This is a genomic window from Psychrobacter sp. Rd 27.2, assembly GCF_001921755.1.
GTDB lineage: Bacteria > Pseudomonadota > Gammaproteobacteria > Pseudomonadales > Moraxellaceae > Psychrobacter > Psychrobacter celer.
This window is the reverse complement of sequence record NZ_MRYB01000011.1, coordinates 87242-104820: the sequence shown is the minus strand read 5'-3', so window position 1 is coordinate 104820 and position 17579 is coordinate 87242. Positions and strand designations below refer to the sequence as shown.

The window sequence follows — 17579 nt, the reverse complement described above, 5'->3', positions numbered from 1 at the left end:
ATGTTTGGCATATCTATTAAGTAAGTAGAGTTCAATAATATACGTTGTGTCTTACAACTACTTTTGCAAGAGGTCTAATAAGCTCGCAATACACTCTGACAGAGATTGCACCGAACACCATAACCATTAACCCTGCAAAAAATCCTGCCGCACCCATACCTGAAAACATCACACTAATTCCGCCAACAAAAACGGCAAATAGCGATAGCCAATATATAATAGTGATAACTCTGGGTGTAATGAAAGAATCAAATGATAATAACGAATTCATGGTCTAATGTCCTAAATGGAATGCGGATTGTTAAAGCTAATGACAAAATAAAGCTTAATATTAAGTGTAATATTGTAGCAACATTATACCTATGTAGATTAACAAAACAATCTAATTAGAGACATAAGTTCACTTTAATCGTGATTAATTTTCATACTGCTTTTAAATAATTGGAAAAGGACAAAAAATGAAACTACGTATTCTAAAGTCTGCCGTGACCAACCCTTGGTTTAACCTCGCGACCGAGGATTGGATATTTAATACGCTCAATCCCGACTCGCACACGCTATTTTTATGGCGAAATAGCGAGACCGTGGTCATTGGCCGCTCACAAAATCCATGGGTGGAATGCAAAATCGATAAGATGGAAGCAGACGAGGTGTTTTTGGCGCGGCGACAGAGTGGCGGCGGCGCGGTGTTTCATGATTTGGGCAATACCAACTTTACCTTTTTATCACCCAAAAACGACTATGACCAAGACGCAAACTTTACCATTATTATTAACGCGCTTAAAAAATTAGGCATAGATGCGGATTTATCTGGGCGCAACGACATGCAAGTTGGTGATAAGAAAATATCCGGCAGCGCCTTTAAACATGCCGCCGATCGCAGCTTTCATCATGGTACGTTACTCGTCAATGCCAACATGCAAAAGCTCGGCGACTACCTCAACCCCCATCCGCTTAAACTCAAAGCTAAAGGCATTAAATCGGTTCGTGCGCGCGTGGCAAACTTGGTTGAGTTTAATGAGAATATCAATCATGAGATTTTATCTGATGCGATTATCGAAGCGTTTTATGAATATTATAATGATACCGCGCCAGTAGAAGAATTGGATGAAGCCAGTCTCGCTAAGCAGCCGACATTAAACAAATATTATCAGCAAATGGCGGATTGGGATTGGCGCTTTGGCAAGACGCCTGAATTTACTCATCACATCGAGACGCGATTTGATTGGGGCATTATTGATTTGCACCTTGATGTGAAGCAAGCAGTGATACGCGAAGTGGTCATCTTTTCTGATGCACTAAACGTGGAATTGATTGACTTGTTAAAAGAGACACTAACTGATATCAAATACGATAGACATGATATTAAAGCCAAGCTGGCTAAGCTGGGGCAAGCACATCTTGATGTGGCAGCGCAGATTAATGATGTGTCTGCGTGGTTACTTGGTGAGATGGAAGGTTAGATTTTTGCTTGTTATTAATAATGAATAAAGAGAGTCAAGTTCCTCTTGCAGTCAATTACTCAAAAGCCTTCATAATTCACGCCGATTGAGCTTACCATATAATTTATACCTTTAAACAAACTTAAGTTTGATATTTAGCGTCATAGCCCTCTATAATGTGATGCACATAATAGATCCGCTATAAAAGTCCAAACTTTAAACGTTTAAGCAAGGTAGCACTATGGCAGCCTATATCACCGTCGGCGCAAAGACCTCTCACGGTGGGATGGTCATCTCCGGCTCACCGCACACCACTCACAACGGTATCTCTGTCGCGCGTAAAGGCGATAAAGTCATCTGTAAAAAATGTAAAAAGGTCACTACTATTGTTAGTGGTGACCCGTCGTTTATTGTCGATGGCGCACCTATTGCTCGCGGCGGCGATGTGACAAGCTGCGGCGCTAAGCTGATTGCGATTCAGCAGTCATTTGCGGAGTCGGATTTTGATGTGATGGGAGTTGAGCAGGCAGAGCCTTTGGTGTTTGCAAATTCGGAGCCTGATAGTGAGTTAAGCAATAACTTTGTACAAGACAATGGTGCATTTGGTATAGGAGGTAAAAAAGATTGGATTAAAGGTGCCTTTTCTCTCGGACTATGGAGCCAAGAGCAAGGAAAATCACCTTTAGAAACTCGTAGATTGTTAGATGAGTACAACACTGGCAAACACTATACCAACAAAGCACACCCCTTATTATCAACCGATAAGCCTAAAAACTATGTTGGTAATGAAGAGATGTTTAACCACTATCTACATGGTCAAGGTCAACCCTTAACACTAGAAAATCTAGGTTCCCTAGAGTTATTGAAAAAAGCAGTTGTTAGAAAAGGAGCATTCAAACAAGATGGATCAATACAAAGTCGATTTATTCATCAATTAGTTAGAAAATTCAAAATAAATGATAAAGACTACACTTTTGAAAACTCTTACAATGTTGGTAAAGAAATTGGGATATGGGCTTATGGTAGTGGCGTAATAGCTGGTAAATTCGAAGGTGTAATAAATAAAAACTCTGTAAGTGATATTAGAATCTCTGGAAAAATCAACTACTTCTTCAAAGATAAATTTAAAGATCCTTACGATACATTTGACTGGATACCAGGAAGCTGGGATCCGAACGGTACGCCCTATAAAATCACAGGGAGTTGGTCGAACTATATAAACATAACTATTAAAAAATAGGTAAGGATAAAAGTTGTTTAAAAAACATAAAAACCTCTTAGTTTTATTATTCATTACTCTGTTAACTATAACAGTATTATCACTTCTTAATCATAAGATATATCAACCGCCAATCCTAGGTAAGTTAAAACTGAAATATATCTCTAGCGAAAATTACCAATTGACTTACAAGGGTGAAAAAATAGCAGGCAAAGTAACAGCTGTTGATAGCTGGTATGTACAAAACCCTTATGTTTATGGCTCAACCACGAATTTTAAAACGTCGATAGGCGATGGAATAATTTATTTCTTTATCAATGTGTGTGACGGAAATATTTTCGAAACAGAGAGTTCTATAGAATTTGAAAATTATTTGAATGGTAAGAAAATACTGAAAAATAAAAGAAACTGGATGAGTGGCGATAATGCTATAGATATCAAAAGAGCTGAATACTCCTCAAATATCGACTGTAATAACTATCAATAATTTAACAAAACACCTATCACGAAATTTTATAACCCCATCCATGTTAATGTCTTAACAAAAAAAATCAGTATATATTGCGTTAAAAATCACTAATAAAAAATCAATAAGTAATCGAACATAATAGACACCACCCCTGTTAAAATCTTTTCTGAATCCGAGTATAATTATCAAAACTATAAATCACGCAACCTAAAAAATCTGAAAATAAGTGATCGCACTAAAAAAGAGTATTATAGTCATTTTTTCTAATTTATATTTTTTCAATAGTCTTTAGTTTTTAAACAAGTCCACATATCAAAACTATCAATCATACAGATATGCCAACTAGATTCAACCCCTTACAGTACGTTGACACAGGTAGAGAACTAACAGATGAAGCAGTGGATGACTGGAGATTAACTTATCATATTAAAAATATCTAACTCTAAGACAATCGATATATAGTCAGTTCGAAATAAAATCGATGCGCTCATATGAACGGGCAACTGGTATAAATTTTCCTTGCTTGCTGTGTCTACGCTGACAGATGCTGCGCAAAATTCATACCAGCTGTACTGTATCGGTCTTAAAGTGAGTTAACTATATAGTCAATCCAACTTAAAGTTGTAACAGCAGACATTGCTGAATAAATGATTTAGATTATTCTTACCCCAGCCTTGCCTGAGCGTTTTTACTTCAGCCCACTTCTTCTCAATAGGGTTTAGATCAGGGCTGTAAGGCGGTAGCCAAAGAATACGATGACCATGTCGGTTTAATAGCTTTTTGATACGTTTGTTCTTATGAAGTCTGGTACTCGAGCATAGCTCTCCCCTTGCACTCGGGCAAAACAGTGCTTTGCTTTATTCTCGCTCATGTCCATGATGATGACACATTTGTGACCAAGCTTTGGAATATGTCCTTGTTGTGAAGCGGAGTCTGGTTATCAGGACTTTACCTTAGAATCCATTATTCATAATCGTAACAAGTGGGTTGAATCTCCAAAATTTAAATCGAATGAGAAATATAGAGAGCAATTAGTGAACTACTTGAAATATTTAGAACAGATTAAACAACCTAGTTTTGAAAAATATTATTGAGTATGTAGGAAAATAATCAGTGAAAATAAGAGGCAAACAATATAAATTATCCGACATTTTACTTATTGCTTTCGTTATTATTTTATTTATATGGACTGTAGACTTAGAACCAAATAAAGAGCTTGAAATATACCAACAAGAATTGGTTGAGAAAGAAAGCTGGCTCATATCCGAACTTAATAAAATTGCTAATTTTATGAGCTTCAAAGTAAGCGATAATAGTCATTCTAATAGGGATGTATGGTACACATCCAGATATGCAAGCCCCGAGTTTGACAAGAATAGACTGTTACATTTACATGGCTTTCTTCTCAAAGAAGGCTGGGTAGATATGACTGATAAAATTGACAAAAACGATTATATAGCTAATACCTCAAGTAGATCTGATCAAACAGCCAAACGTGTCCATATTCTATGTAAGGATAAAGCTACCATTTTTATGTATATGACCGACATGCAAAATGATTATCTTATTGATTTATTTAAAGCACGTACTTTGGTGGAGCTTAAGTACGATTACAGCTTACCTTGTTATGACTTAAATGAGCCACAGTATAGTCATACTAATGCCAGATAATAAATAATTGAGGATACTTTCCCCAAAGTTTTATTATAGATAAAAAAATTTCTCCGAAGGAATTATAATGTATCAACAGAAAATCTATAACTTAGCCCAATATATATTGCTAGCGACAGTGCTATCCAGTAGCTTAATAACTTCTGCTTGTTTAGCAGAGTCTTCAAACACACCTATATTATCTAATCAAAGCACCCCTGCTGAAATATACGAGCTTGGCCTTGCCTATTTTGAGGGTGACTCAGTCCCTCAGAGCTATGAAAAAGCTTTTGAACTGTTTCAAGAAGCGGCTAACCAAAAGTACTCTGATGCTCAATTTAATCTTGGTGTTATGTACGAAAATGGAGTAGGCGTTGCTCAAAACTATGAAAAAGCAATGCAACGGTATTTGTTAGCAGCTGATAATGGAGACTTTAAGGCTCAAAATAATATAGGCTCACTGTACTATTTTGGCAAGGGCGTAGATCAGAACTATGATAAAGCCCTTGAATGGTACAAAAAAGCTGCTGATCAAGGGGTAGGTGTAGCACAACTTAATATGGGTGGTCTCTATGAGAACGGTTATAGTGTACCGCAAGATTATGATAAAGCTTTTGAATGGTATGCATTGGCAGCTGACAATGGAGACTTTGATGCCCAAAATAATCTTGGCACTCTTTATGAAAACGGCTACGGCGTACCGCAAGACTATGACAAGGCTTTAGAGTGCTATACCAAAGCCGCTGATCAAGGGTTAGATTTAGCACAACTTAACATCGGTGGTCTTTATGAGAACGGTTATGGTGTGCCGCAAGATTATGATAAAGCTTTTGAGTGGTATCAAAAGGCCGCCGATCAAGGCAATCAACAAGCCAGTAATCGAATCGGTAGATTGGTTATGAATGGTAAAATCGACGATGAAGGTATCGTTATTTATAGCACACAAGAAACGGGACTCACATTAGGTGATATCGAAGAACCCCTATAGAATTAAAAAGGGTCACAGTTTACGAAGTAAAAAACGGCAGGAGATCCCTCCCCTACCGTCCTTTCAATTTAAAACTTTAATTCAAAAATTAAACTTTTAAATACTCGCCGCAACCTCAGCGCCATCACGAATCGCACGTTTGGCATCTAGTTCAGCGGCGAGCTTTGCACCGCCAATCAAATGATACTGCGCGTCTGGCGCATCGCCAACGTTTGGCATCAGCTCTACGACCGACTCTTGACCGGCACAGACGACCACGCTATCGACACGCAGCAGCTGGCTTTGACCTTGGGCATTGGTCACCCAAATGCCTTCGTTGGTGATTTTGTCATACTGTACGCCAGCAACTTGGATGACGCCGTGCGACTTAATATGGGCGCGATGCACCCAGCCAGAGGTTTTATTGAGTCCGCTACCCAGACGGCCTTTAGTGCGCTGCATCAAGTACACTTGGCGAACCGGCTTAATGGCTTCAGGCTTAATCAAGCCACCCTCCGTTTGGTAACTCGTATCAGAGGTCACGCCCCACTCTGCGCGCCACTCGCTGATAGACTGCGGCGTGGTGCGGTAGCTTGGATCTTTTAGCGCGTCAGGGCCGATTTCATCAAGTGATTGACCGTGGTTGGCCGTCAGATATTCACTGACATCAAAGCCAATACCGCCTGCGCCTATGACTGCGACCGTCTCGCCAACTGATTTTTCGCCCGATAGCAGCTCAGCATAGCTGATGACTTGTGGCAGCTCAGCACCTTCTAGCTTGCCTTCAAGGCTTCTTGGGACTACGCCTGTGGCGACAATAACATGATGGAACTGGGCTTTCTCAAGCATGGCTTTATCGACTTTGGTATTGAGTTTAATCTCAACGCCTAAGTGCTCAAGCTCATTGATATAGTAGCGAATGGTCTCAAAGAACTCTTCTTTGCCAGGGATGACTTTGGCATAGTTAAACTGACCGCCCAAGACGTCTTTGGCTTCAAATAATGTCACGTCATGCCCACGCAATGCCGCGACGTGAGCCGCTGACATACCAGCGACGCCGCCACCGATGACTGCGACTTTTTTCGGATTTTTGGTTTTCTTATAAACCAATTCCGTCTCGTAGCAGGCTTGCGGATTGACCAGACAAGTCGAGCGTTTGTTTTCGAACGTATGGTCAAGACACGCTTGGTTACAAGCGATACAAGTATTGATGCGATCCGTCTGACCTTTTTTGGCTTTATTAACCCAGTGCGCATCGGCTAAGAACGGACGCGCCATCTGAATCATATCCGCTTGACCACTGGCGACGATATCTTCGGCAGTCTCTGGCATGTTGATACGGTTGGCCGCCATCATTGGGATACTGATATGCTTTTTAATCTCAGCGGTGAAATCGACAAAAGCGGCGCGCGGCACGCTGGTGACAATCGTCGGGACGCGTGCTTCATGCCAGCCAATACCGGTATTCATAATGGTGACGCCCGCTTCTTCTAGCGCCTTGGCGACTGTGATGACCTCGTCCATGACGTTGCCGTCTTTGACCAAGTCAATCACTGACAAACGGAACAGAATGATAAAGTCTTCGCCCACCGCCGCACGAACGGCTTTGACCACATCGACAGCAAACTTCATACGGCCATTGATATCACCGCCGTATTGATCGCTGCGTTTATTGACATGACGTGATAAAAACTGGTTGAGCAAATAGCCCTCTGAGCCCATAATCTCAACACCATCATAGCCTGCCTGCTTGGCAAGCTTGGCGCAGCGTGCGTAGTCCTCGACGGTTTGCTCGATGTTTTTGACGCTCATCTTACGCGGTTTAAACGGTGTGATGGGTGACTTGATGGGACTTGATGACACGATAAATGGATGATAACCGTAGCGGCCACTGTGCAAGATTTGCATGATAATTTTGCTATCAAACTTATGTACCGCACGGGTGACGCGCTGATGGTTGATGACGTCCATTTTGCTATTCATGGTACCGCCAGCGGGTAGCAGCCAGCCTTCGCGATTGGGCGAGATACCACCTGTGATCATCATCGCCACGCCGCCCTTTGCGCGCTCTGCAAAATAAGCCGCCAGCTTGCCATAATTATAAAAACGGTCTTCAAGGCCGGTGTGCATCGAGCCCATGACCAGACGGTTTTTTAATGTGGTAAAGCCTAAATCTAATGGCTCGAATAGATGTGGATAGTGGTCGTTTGCGCGAGCAGTTTCTATGGTTTTGGCAGTGCGGCTGGCTGTCATATCATTTTCCTTATGAATGGTTTGGGAGACTACTTTTAAGCTGGCTGAGCGTGCAAAAGTTTCGCTTTTATATCAGCTGGGCTGCGGGATTGAGCATTGCTGATATCCTAACACACCGCTATTATTATCAGCTACGCGGACAAGCGACTGATGAGTGGGCAATATATTGCCGCGATGGATGGACAATACGGTTTTTGACATTTGTTTAAATATCCGCCATAAAACCTGCCCCATTTTCGATACGATTGGCTATAATAGCGGGGCGCTGCTTTTTACTCAGCCAAACAGTCGGTCAAGCAATCAGACAAAAAGCCTGTCGCCTGTGACGCAAAACTCACCCTACTCAGCGAGCCATTCAGTGATACGCTAGGCAGTTTACTGACAGCCGCCATTCAGTGACAAACGTTGTCGTTGAGTGACGTTACAGCTGCCACCATGCGACTGCGATCAGTTTTTCGCAGGCTTTGAGCCAATAACTCTGATGACCAATGCACCGCACGTGAGTCGCGTTTTACCAGTAATACGATGACATTGGCGTCGCTGTGTTATTTTGAGCTGACTTTGGGTTGAGCTGACTTAGCAGCCGCTTCGCTCATCCCTTGCACCATCGCATTATAGAAATACGATAAAGGACTATCCTAATGACAGACTTTCATACCGGTCTTGGCAAAACGCCTGCCAATCACCAACCGCTCACTCCTATCGACTTCATCATCCGTAGCGCGCAGGTCTACCCTGACAAAACTGCCATTATCTACGACGATCTGACGCACAACAACCTCACCCAGAGCTGGCAACAGACTTATGATCGCTGTCGTCAGCTGGCTGATGGTCTGCGCAAACTGGGTATCGATAAGAATGATACCGTCGCGGTGATGATGCCAAACACGCCAGCGATGGTCGAATGCGCCTTTGGGGTGCCGATGTCAGGCGGTGTGCTTTGTACCCTTAATACCCGTCTCGATATCAATGCGCTTAGCTTTTGTTTGCAGCATTCAGAAGCCAAAGTATTGATCTTGGACAGTGAGTTTGCTGAGCATGCCGAGATTATCGATGAGGCCTTTCCCAATCTTATCGTCATTCATGCGACAGATGCCGCGATCGATATTGAGCGTTTTGGTCAAATGAGCTACGAAGAGCTCATCGCCAGCTCAGACAACCTAGACAACTGGGAACGTCCAACGGATGAGTGGGATGCCATCGCCCTTAACTACACCTCGGGCACCACGGGCAAACCAAAAGGCGTGGTCTATCACCACCGCGGTGCCACGCTTAACGCTGTTTCCAATATTCTAGATTGGGACATGCCCAAACACCCGATGTATCTATGGACACTGCCCCTATTTCACTGCAACGGCTGGTGCTTTCCTTGGACCATCGCCGAGCGCGCCGGTGTCAACGTCTGCCTGCGCAAGATTGATGCAGATTTGATTTTGCAGCTGATTGCCAAGCACCAAGTGACGCATTACTGCTCAGCGCCTGTGGTGCACAACATGATCGCAGGTGGCAAGGCTGAATATAAAGCAGCCATTACTCATGAAGTCAAAGGCTGGGTCGCTGGTGCGCCGCCCTCTGAGACCATGCTGGCAGCGATGGAAGCGATGGGCTTTCATATCTCGCACGTCTACGGTCTCACCGAAGTCTATGGGCCAGTCACCATCTGCGCTGAGCAAGACGAGTGGGAGACGCTGGATGTCGCTGGCCGCGCTCAGAAAAAATCTCGTCAAGGCGTGACCTCGCATCTGATGACGGGTTTTGAGCTGTTTAAACAAGGCACCACGGAGCCAGTCGCCGCTGATGGGGAAGAGATGGGCGAGCTGGCCCTGCGCGGCAATATGGTGATGAAAGGTTACCTAAAAAGCCGCAAAGCGACCGAAGAAGCCTTTGCTGATGGTTGGTTCCGCACCGGTGACTTGGGGGTCAAATACCCTGATGGCTATATCAAGATTATGGATAGGCTAAAAGACATCATCATCTCAGGCGGCGAGAATATCTCAAGTATCGAGGTCGAAAACGTCTTATACAAAATGTCTGAAATCCAAAGCTGCGCCGTCGTCGCCGCACCGCACGACAAATGGGGCGAAGTGCCCGTGGCCTTTATCGAGATTCATGCTGGTAGCACCTTGCAGCGCGACCATGTGATGGAGCACTGCAAGCAGTACTTGGCAGGCTTTAAAGTGCCCAAGTACATTATCTTTGCTGAAATACCTAAAACCAGCACGGGCAAAGTACAAAAATACGAGCTGCGCCAAGCGGCCAAATCACTGGCACACGAAACACCCAAAGTCACCGCCAGTGCCAAAGCATAGCCATTAATCGTTTTATATCAGTACTGTAAAAAGGTCAGCCTAACGACTATCGCTAGGCTGACCTTTTTGATGCATAAGTTTTGATACATAAGTTTTGATATATGGGGATTGTCACTTAAGTCACCAGCGCTCAATCAAGCTTTGGCGCCACCCACTGATAGATGAGCATACCTGCCAGCATAGCAGCGGCAAATACATACGCTTGCCAGTGCCCTGTCCCCAGTAGCACAATGCTTGGGCCTGGACAGATACCCACAAGCCCCCAACCGATACCAAACATCATCGCGCCCATTAGCAGCTTTTTGTCAATCACAGTCTTACTTGGCAATAAGATAAAAGTGCCCGCCCAGCTGGTTTTTTGCCGCTTGGCCAACTGTACACCGATGATCGCCACTAGCAGCCCCCCACCCATCACCAAGGCCAAGGAGATATCCCACGCGCCAAAGACATCCAAAAACCCTTGCAACTTAGCAGGGTCGGTCATGCCTGCTATCAGCAGTCCCAAGCCGAATAATAAACCGGCCAGTAATCCAATCATGTTTTTTAGCATTATTGTGCCTCATACTTCATCTGTTTATTCAAGCCGTTATAGATAAAACGAGCCGTCTATACTGCGTTAAGTCATTTTTAAAACATACCGAGTACATGCCTGCCCACATACACAGTCACAACACCAAACAGCATAAATGTCGCCGTCGCTGCCATTGAGCGTTTTGACAGGCGCGCGTTGCCGCAGATACCATGGCCACTGGTACAGCCTGACCCCAAACGCGTGCCAAAACCCACTAATAGCCCAGCAACGAGCAACAAGGGTAATGACGTGGTGATCTCTATATCTGGCAGTGGTCGCACCAGACTATATAGTAAAGGCGAGACGATAAGCCCTGCGATAAACAGTATCTGCCACATCTCTATATTTTTGGGTTTTAGCACGCTTGACACGATACCGCTGATGCCGGCAATACGCCCAATACCCAATAACAAAACAACGGTCGATGTCCCTAGCAGCAAACCGCCGACCAAGGATATCGGCGTAAAGGCCAGCCAATCTATCTGTATACTCATCATATTTACCTAAGCCAATTTTTATCAAAAATAAAATACATTCGTTTTACATAAATACATTATATAATAAAATATAATAAAAGGGTAAAAAAATACTGAACCCAATGATTATAGGTTCAGTATGTGATCTGGATGATGCCCAATCAGATAAATGGTGATTAGGGCATGCCCTCAGTTTAATAGGAGCTATTAACTGGCCAATACTTCATCCAGCGCAGTTTCAAAGCGCTGCACTGCGCCGTCGATATCAGTCAATTTATCCAGACCAAACAGACCTAAGCGGAAGGTTTTAAAATTATCAGGCTCGCCAACTTTAAGCGGTACACCAGAGGCGATCTGTACGCCAGCCGCCGCAAACGCCGCGCCTTTATGCATATCATCACGGTCGGTATAAGAGACGACCACACCTGGTGCTTGGTAGCCTTCTGCTGCCACGCTCGCAATCCCTTTGGCTTCGAGCACGTGACGAATGCGCTTACCCAGCTCCCACTGCGCCTCACATAACTGATCAAAGCCGATTTTTTTGGCTTCATTGACGGTGTCGCGGAACTGACGCAAGCTGTCAGTGGGCATCGTCGCATGATAAGCATGGCCGCCGTTTTCATAGGCGCGCATGATATTTAGCCACTGTTTTAGATCAATACTAAAGCTGTCCGACTCGGTGTTGTCTACTTTTTGTACAGCCGCCTCACTTAGCATGACCAGCCCTGCGCCTGGGGTGCTGCTCCAGCCTTTTTGTGGGGCGCTTATCAGCACATCGATGCCCAAGTCTTTCATATCAAGCCAGACACACCCTGAGGCGATACAGTCAATGACCAACAAGCCACCAACGCTATGGACCGCCTCGGCCAATGCCTTGATATAGTCTGCTGATAAGATAATACCTGATGAGGTTTCGACATGCGGGGCAAACACCATGGCAGGCTTGGTCTCTTTAATTTTAGCGACTGCGTCTTCGATCGCGACAGGGGCAAACGGCTTTGGCGTATCGCCGTCTTCGCGGTGTGCTGTCAGTACCGTTGATGACTTGGCGATTTTGCCTTTGTCTAAAATTTGCGTCCAACGATAACTAAACCAGCCGTTACGGATGATCAAGCAGTCTTCATCATTGGCCAGCTGACGCGCCACAGCCTCCATTCCATAAGTACCAGAGCCTGGAACGATGGCGACCGCATCGGCGTTATAGACAGATTTTAGGTCAGCAGATAAGTCGTTCATGACTTGCTGAAAGGCTTTTGACATATGGTTTAGGGCGCGGTCAGTATAAACCACGGAGTATTCTAGTAGGCCGTTTGGATCAATATCTTGACGTAAGGCAGTCATGGGATGCTCCTTGCTCGTTGTCGGATTTTTGGATGGGTATAACCTGTGTTTTCGCCCCATTGATTATAGGGGGTAATCTACCAAAAAACCAACCCGTGTTTAGTGAACGGACGAGTAAGACATTTAGCGGCGGTGGGCGTCTTGGAGTCCAGACACCACAAAATCCAGCAGCTCACTGTCGCCTTGGCGGGCGGCTTTGCGCATGAGCTTGGATGGTGCGTGGGTCAGCGTTTGGGTAAGGCGACGTGACAGCTCGGTGAGGATATCTTCGGGATCGGCATTGTCTTGCTGTAGCTTGGCAATAGAGGCCTGTAGCAGCTTGTCCACCTGATCATGAGTACGGGCACGATACTGCTGGATGTCTTTGCCAACTTGACGGACCTGAAAACGGCGATCCATCTCAACGACCAGCTGACTGACCAGCAACTCGGCATCGACAGCTGCCTGCCTGCGCTGCTCGATGTTGCCTGCGATCACATGCTGCAAATCATCGACCGAGTACAGATATACATCATCGATACGGCTAATGGTCGAGTCGATGTCGCGCGGTACTGCCAAGTCGATCATCAGCATCGGCTGATAACGACGGCGCTTGAGTGCCTGTAGCGTCATGGTTTTATCAATGAGTACATCCATACTGCCACTACAGCTACTGACAATATCGGCTTCACCCAGCACTTGCGGCAGCTCCGCAAGTGCTCTGACCTCGACGCGGCGATTGGGATGGCGCAATTCGGCCGCCAAGGCTTCGGCGCGCTCAGGGTTGCGATTACAAATAATCACTCGCCCCACACCCAGCCCTGCGATATGCGTCGCCACCAAGCGGTTCATCTCCCCTGCGGCAACGACCAATAGCGTCCGACTGGGCAAATCATTAAATATCTGCGTGACCAGTTTGGCCGCAGCAAAGCTCAACGACACCGCTTGCGCGCCCACCTTGGTCTCATTTCGCACGCGTTTGGCCGCGGCAAAGACTTGATCGACAATCCAGCCGAGCTGATTACTCAAGGCTTTTTGGTCTTGTGCCAAATGAACGGCGCGCTTGATTTGACCAAGGATTTGCGGCTCACCCAAGATCATCGAGTCCAAACCTGCAGCCACTCGCAGCCAATGCGTCAGAGCATGGGTATCACGGTGCACGTATAGATGAGGCTCAATCTCAGCCAGTGGCAGCTGCTTAAACTCAGCCAGCCATGTTTTTATCTTAATGATATGAGCGCTGATGGCGGCGGCCGATAGAGTGGTGCTGGTGGTCGTGGCGGCGTTGGTTGCAGACTGAGCAAGCTCGCTTTCTACAGGCTGCGGTACCAGTGCATAAATCTCAGTACGGTTACAGGTCGAGACGATCACGCTGCCATCGGTAAAGGCCTCTAACTGCTCGAGTGCGACATTCACATCGTCACCAACAAGCGCCAAGCGCTCTCGCAGAGCGACTGGTGCGGTTTTGTGATTGACCCCAATGACCACTAATCTCATTATTGATAGACCATAAAAATGACGCTCACCTGCCAGCCATACGGTGTTTTGATTGTTTATATAAACCAATTCTTATATAGTCGACTCTAAATAAAACAGATACATTGCATTTCAACACGGAACTGTCTCATTTTTATCCTAAACTCACTATATATAATATATAAACAAAAAATACCGTTTGCGACGACAGCGCTAAAAGGAAGAGCTTAAAATCGCCTATTATATCATTATTACCAGCGTTAATTAACACTCACCCACTTCGGATGAGTATTTGCTTGTATCTGGGCACTTGCCCGACAAATCAACCACCTAGGCGACTTTTATGACGGGTATCATTACATGACGCCCTGCATCTGTAATTGTGCGCTAGTTGAGTAACACGGCTGCTATTGTTTATCTTGTCATTCTACTCTTATAATGTTTGACAGGCGCTTTCATCTGAGTGTTACCCTAAGTTTTCATCTCAGCCTGCATCATTGAAAACGCACCTTAACCTGACGAACCACCCCTTATTAAACGCTACCTATGGATTAGGCAGTCACTATCGGGCGAACACAGCTATTTATGATTTTTTTTGGGTCATTATTTCGGGCACCGCCAGCACTTGATGAGCGATTGAGCCTACGCGCTTTATTAAACCTCATTATAGAGCGCTTGTGCCAACGCTATCGGCTAACGCTATCGTTGGCTGTTTGTCTGTGCCTATCTGCTCCTGTGCACGCCAGTGCTATCGATATCCCAGCGAAGGTAGAAAACCAGCAAAACAGCGTCAGCACGCTTACGAGCGCCGCGACACCCAGCGCCAGCGAAAGACTGCCAGAGACTGTCGATGTGCAGCGCTTGGCTCCTGCTAGCATCTGGCAGCCTGAGCTAAGCGAGCCAAGCTTGTACGCGCTTTTGGCGGCGGAGTTTGCCGCTGATCGCGATGACAAACAACGCGCCGTCGCCATTTATAAACAGCAGTCATTCAAAAAAGATGCCACCGCTGTCTTTGAGCGGGCGCTGAGCTTATCTTTACAAAACGAGAGTGTGGCCGACTCGTTACAGTTTGCCAAAACGTGGCAAGAGCAAAACCCCGATCACGTGCCTGCTTGGTTTTATGTCGCGCATTTGGCACTGCGCGCACACGATTACGTCTTGGCAGGCGAGACACTAAACCGCATCTTACGCTACGATCCACGCGCCGACTTAAGCGAGATATTAATCGGTATTTACCCCAATACCGATGCTGACAAACGCGATCTACTCGCCGCGCTTCAGCCGCTCGATAGCAAGCAAAACGCGTCATTATCGGTACTAAAGGCAGGCCTGCTCTACCAATTTAATGAGCCTGAGATTGCTATTGTACATATCAACCGTGCGCTGGCACGCCAGCCTGATTATGTGCCTTTTATTACCCTAAAGGCAGATATCTTACGTAAAATCGTCACCGCCGAAACCGTGGTCAATTACCTTAGCCAAGCGCGCTTGCGCAACCCTGATAGCAAGAGTCTGTACCTGTACGAGATTCGCTATTTACTGGACTTAAAACAAAGCCAAGAGGCGTGGCAATTATTACTACAAGCGCACGAGCGCTTTCGTGAGGATGCGGAGATTACCTTGCTTGCCGCCTTGGTCAGTCTGGATATCGAAGAGTACCGCAGCGCTGATGAGCTGCTAAATATACTCGCCAAATCTCCGGCTTATCTCGATCGGGCCTATTACTATCTAGGCATCAGTGCTGAGCGTCAGCAGCGCTTTGAGCAAGCCAAACACTATCTCAATGCAGTGATGCAAGAAGACTTGGTATTGGAGGCACGTCGAAAGGTGGTGGCGTTTGAGCTACTTGATGACGATGTCGCTGCCGCCATCAGCACTTTAGAAAAACTACGCAAACAATTTAGCGTCTTTGCCCCTGACACTTATGTCATGCAGGCCGATATTTTATGGCAACAAAACGAGCCGGATGAAGCGCTACGGCTGTTGACTCGGGCAGCGCGTAAATACCCTGACAATGAGATGCTATTGTTTGCTCGCGCTCAGCTCCTCGATGATAAAAACGACTATATCGTCAAACGCACCTTGCTCAATCATCTGCGCGCGCTCGATCCGAGCAATCTGGCCTATCAGCTAAGTTACGCCCAGCTGCTCTTGGCCAATGAGCCAAACTCTGAGCAAGGCTTGGTCTTGGCGACCGACATCATCCAGATTCGTTATGATGATCCACGCTACGACAACGAGCTGCACTTGCAAGCGCTCAACATATTGGCAAGTAACGCCTTGACCAACCGACGCTATCAGCAAGTCATCGACTATCTACAGACCCCTTATGATGTCTTTCCGACCTTGCGCTCAGGCACGCTGTTGCTACGCGCTTATCAAGGCCTGGGCGATAACGCCAAAGTCGAGGCCTTGCTTGCCGACTTGCAGCAGCGCTTTTCATTTGGTCAGCATAATATCAGCGACCGCATACAACTGTATTAGAGTCTGTGCAAAAGCGGGGTGCGGAGTACCGGTTACAAGGCACTTATAAGAAGCTAACAGCCGCGTATAAGCGAGTAACAAATAGCGCTTAAGCTAGCCTTTAATCAAAATTATTATTTTTGCAAATTTGTTTGTTTTTGAGGATGTTTTATGCCAGTTGCCACCCTTTTTTTTCAGCTCTCTGCCGAGTTTAAATCTAAATATAAATCCAAATATAAATCCAAGTGCAAATCTAAGTTTCAGTCTAAAGCTAAATCGCAAAAGCTGATCCTGCTGACAGCGATGGCGGCTACCCTTGCCATTACCTCTGGCTGTCAGTCTCTAAAGACTGCCAATGCTAGCCATCAATCAGGCACCATGATACAAGGTCAAAACAGCGAGCAGCCAAACAAGCTAGAGAGCTTTAATATCACCGGCAAGATTGGTGTGACCACGCCTGCCAGTGACAGCAGCGGCGCGCAAGGTGGCAGTGCGTTTTATGCATGGGGCCAGCAAGACGATCGATTTGCCATTGAGCTGATTGGCGCACTCGGTATTGGCAAAACCAATATCGAATACGATGGTCAGACGGCCACCTTGGTCAGTGAAAAAACCGGTACTTTGACCGCTGATGATCCTGAGACCCTACTAAAAAAAGCCACAGGCTGGCAAGCGCCCATCTCGCAAATGCCCTACTGGATATCTGGTCGCCCCGCGCCCTCAGACAGCGCGCCCAAGCTCGATGCACAAAACCGCCTGATAAGCTCGGTCAATGGTGAGTGGACAGCCAACTTTACTTATAAAGGCTCAGACAAACGACCTTCCAAAATCAGCGCAGTGCAGCCACAAGGCAACAAGGTTGTCATGACGATTAATCATTAATCTATCAGGTACCAACAACGGATCGCCTTTCAAAAGCTATCGTTGCTCGTTAAGATAGCTTTTTATGACTGTACCTTATGAT

Annotated in this window: 15 protein-coding genes; 8 read left to right on the top strand and 7 right to left on the bottom strand. The window is 45.7% G+C overall.

Features of this window, described 5'->3' with window-relative positions:
* Positions 1 to 31: 31 nt before the first annotated feature.
* Entirely contained in the window at positions 32 to 271 is a 240-nt protein-coding gene (locus BTV99_RS10085; RefSeq protein ID WP_075102237.1) for a DUF4282 domain-containing protein, read from the bottom strand.
* A 187-nt stretch (positions 272 to 458) separates the two neighbouring features.
* On the opposite strand from BTV99_RS10085, the gene BTV99_RS10080 reads away from it, so the two are divergent.
* From BTV99_RS10080 to BTV99_RS10070, 3 genes are all read left to right on the top strand, one after another.
* Entirely contained in the window at positions 459 to 1463 is a 1005-nt protein-coding gene (locus BTV99_RS10080) for a lipoate--protein ligase (protein ID WP_075102236.1), read from the top strand.
* Between the two features lie 220 nt (positions 1464 to 1683).
* Complete coding sequence (locus BTV99_RS10075; protein ID WP_075102235.1) at positions 1684 to 2682, top strand: PAAR domain-containing protein; 999 nt, start codon at positions 1684 to 1686, stop codon at positions 2680 to 2682.
* A gap of 13 nt (positions 2683 to 2695) precedes the next feature.
* On the top strand, positions 2696 to 3148 hold the full coding sequence (locus tag BTV99_RS10070) for a hypothetical protein (protein ID WP_075102234.1): 453 nt from the start codon (positions 2696 to 2698) through the stop codon (positions 3146 to 3148).
* Positions 3149 to 3735: 587 nt separating this feature from the next.
* Here BTV99_RS10070 and BTV99_RS10065 read toward each other — a convergent pair.
* Positions 3736 to 3978: a transposase gene (locus BTV99_RS10065; RefSeq protein WP_256713776.1), complete on the bottom strand. Its 243-nt coding sequence runs from the start codon at positions 3976 to 3978 to the stop codon at positions 3736 to 3738.
* 265 nt (positions 3979 to 4243) lie between these two features.
* Between BTV99_RS10065 and BTV99_RS10060 the strand changes: the two genes are divergently transcribed.
* Both BTV99_RS10060 and BTV99_RS10055 read left to right on the top strand, forming a co-directional pair.
* The gene (locus tag BTV99_RS10060) at positions 4244 to 4801 is read left to right on the top strand and encodes a hypothetical protein (protein WP_075102233.1); all 558 of its coding nucleotides are present in this window, start codon (positions 4244 to 4246) and stop codon (positions 4799 to 4801) included.
* Between the two features lie 67 nt (positions 4802 to 4868).
* On the top strand, positions 4869 to 5768 hold the full coding sequence (locus tag BTV99_RS10055; protein WP_075102232.1) for a tetratricopeptide repeat protein: 900 nt from the start codon (positions 4869 to 4871) through the stop codon (positions 5766 to 5768).
* A gap of 96 nt (positions 5769 to 5864) precedes the next feature.
* On the opposite strand, the gene BTV99_RS10050 is transcribed toward BTV99_RS10055, so the two are convergent.
* Complete coding sequence (locus BTV99_RS10050; RefSeq protein WP_075102231.1) at positions 5865 to 8000, bottom strand: NADPH-dependent 2,4-dienoyl-CoA reductase; 2136 nt, start codon at positions 7998 to 8000, stop codon at positions 5865 to 5867.
* A 641-nt stretch (positions 8001 to 8641) separates the two neighbouring features.
* On the opposite strand from BTV99_RS10050, the gene BTV99_RS10040 reads away from it, so the two are divergent.
* Positions 8642 to 10309, top strand: coding sequence for an AMP-binding protein (locus tag BTV99_RS10040; protein ID WP_075102229.1), 1668 nt, complete (start codon positions 8642 to 8644; stop codon positions 10307 to 10309).
* Between the two features lie 130 nt (positions 10310 to 10439).
* Here the strand turns inward: BTV99_RS10040 and BTV99_RS10035 are convergent, their stop codons facing one another.
* The 4 genes from BTV99_RS10035 to hemA form a co-directional block, all read right to left on the bottom strand.
* Complete coding sequence (locus BTV99_RS10035; RefSeq protein WP_178377951.1) at positions 10440 to 10859, bottom strand: DUF6691 family protein; 420 nt, start codon at positions 10857 to 10859, stop codon at positions 10440 to 10442.
* A gap of 77 nt (positions 10860 to 10936) precedes the next feature.
* Positions 10937 to 11374, bottom strand: a complete 438-nt coding sequence (locus tag BTV99_RS10030) for a YeeE/YedE family protein (protein WP_075102227.1) — start codon at positions 11372 to 11374, stop codon at positions 10937 to 10939.
* A 189-nt stretch (positions 11375 to 11563) separates the two neighbouring features.
* Positions 11564 to 12697, bottom strand: a complete 1134-nt coding sequence (locus BTV99_RS10025) for an aminotransferase class V-fold PLP-dependent enzyme (RefSeq protein WP_075102226.1) — start codon at positions 12695 to 12697, stop codon at positions 11564 to 11566.
* A gap of 123 nt (positions 12698 to 12820) precedes the next feature.
* Positions 12821 to 14173, bottom strand: coding sequence for a glutamyl-tRNA reductase (hemA, locus tag BTV99_RS10020; RefSeq protein WP_075102225.1), 1353 nt, complete (start codon positions 14171 to 14173; stop codon positions 12821 to 12823).
* Between the two features lie 564 nt (positions 14174 to 14737).
* Here hemA and BTV99_RS10015 point away from each other — a divergent pair.
* Both BTV99_RS10015 and lolB read left to right on the top strand, forming a co-directional pair.
* Positions 14738 to 16636, top strand: coding sequence for a tetratricopeptide repeat protein (locus tag BTV99_RS10015; protein WP_075102224.1), 1899 nt, complete (start codon positions 14738 to 14740; stop codon positions 16634 to 16636).
* 150 nt (positions 16637 to 16786) lie between these two features.
* Positions 16787 to 17497, top strand: coding sequence for a lipoprotein insertase outer membrane protein LolB (gene lolB / locus BTV99_RS10010; protein WP_083608614.1), 711 nt, complete (start codon positions 16787 to 16789; stop codon positions 17495 to 17497).
* Positions 17498 to 17579: the final 82 nt, after the last annotated feature.

Bases quoted from the DNA above. Each gene is read 5' to 3' on its own strand.
- BTV99_RS10085 (WP_075102237.1), bottom strand. From the start codon at position 271: ATGAATTCGTTATTATCATTTGATTCTTTCATTACACCCAGAGTTATC.
- BTV99_RS10080 (WP_075102236.1), top strand. From the start codon at position 459: ATGAAACTACGTATTCTAAAGTCTGCCGTGACCAACCCTTGGTTTAAC.
- BTV99_RS10075 (WP_075102235.1), top strand. From the start codon at position 1,684: ATGGCAGCCTATATCACCGTCGGCGCAAAGACCTCTCACGGTGGGATG.
- BTV99_RS10055 (WP_075102232.1), top strand. From the start codon at position 4,869: ATGTATCAACAGAAAATCTATAACTTAGCCCAATATATATTGCTAGCG.
- BTV99_RS10050 (WP_075102231.1), bottom strand. From the start codon at position 8,000: ATGACAGCCAGCCGCACTGCCAAAACCATAGAAACTGCTCGCGCAAAC.
- BTV99_RS10040 (WP_075102229.1), top strand. From the start codon at position 8,642: ATGACAGACTTTCATACCGGTCTTGGCAAAACGCCTGCCAATCACCAA.
- BTV99_RS10035 (WP_178377951.1), bottom strand. From the start codon at position 10,859: ATGCTAAAAAACATGATTGGATTACTGGCCGGTTTATTATTCGGCTTG.
- BTV99_RS10030 (WP_075102227.1), bottom strand. From the start codon at position 11,374: ATGAGTATACAGATAGATTGGCTGGCCTTTACGCCGATATCCTTGGTC.
- BTV99_RS10025 (WP_075102226.1), bottom strand. From the start codon at position 12,697: ATGACTGCCTTACGTCAAGATATTGATCCAAACGGCCTACTAGAATAC.
- hemA (WP_075102225.1), bottom strand. From the start codon at position 14,173: ATGAGATTAGTGGTCATTGGGGTCAATCACAAAACCGCACCAGTCGCT.
- BTV99_RS10015 (WP_075102224.1), top strand. From the start codon at position 14,738: ATGATTTTTTTTGGGTCATTATTTCGGGCACCGCCAGCACTTGATGAG.
- lolB (WP_083608614.1), top strand. From the start codon at position 16,787: ATGCCAGTTGCCACCCTTTTTTTTCAGCTCTCTGCCGAGTTTAAATCT.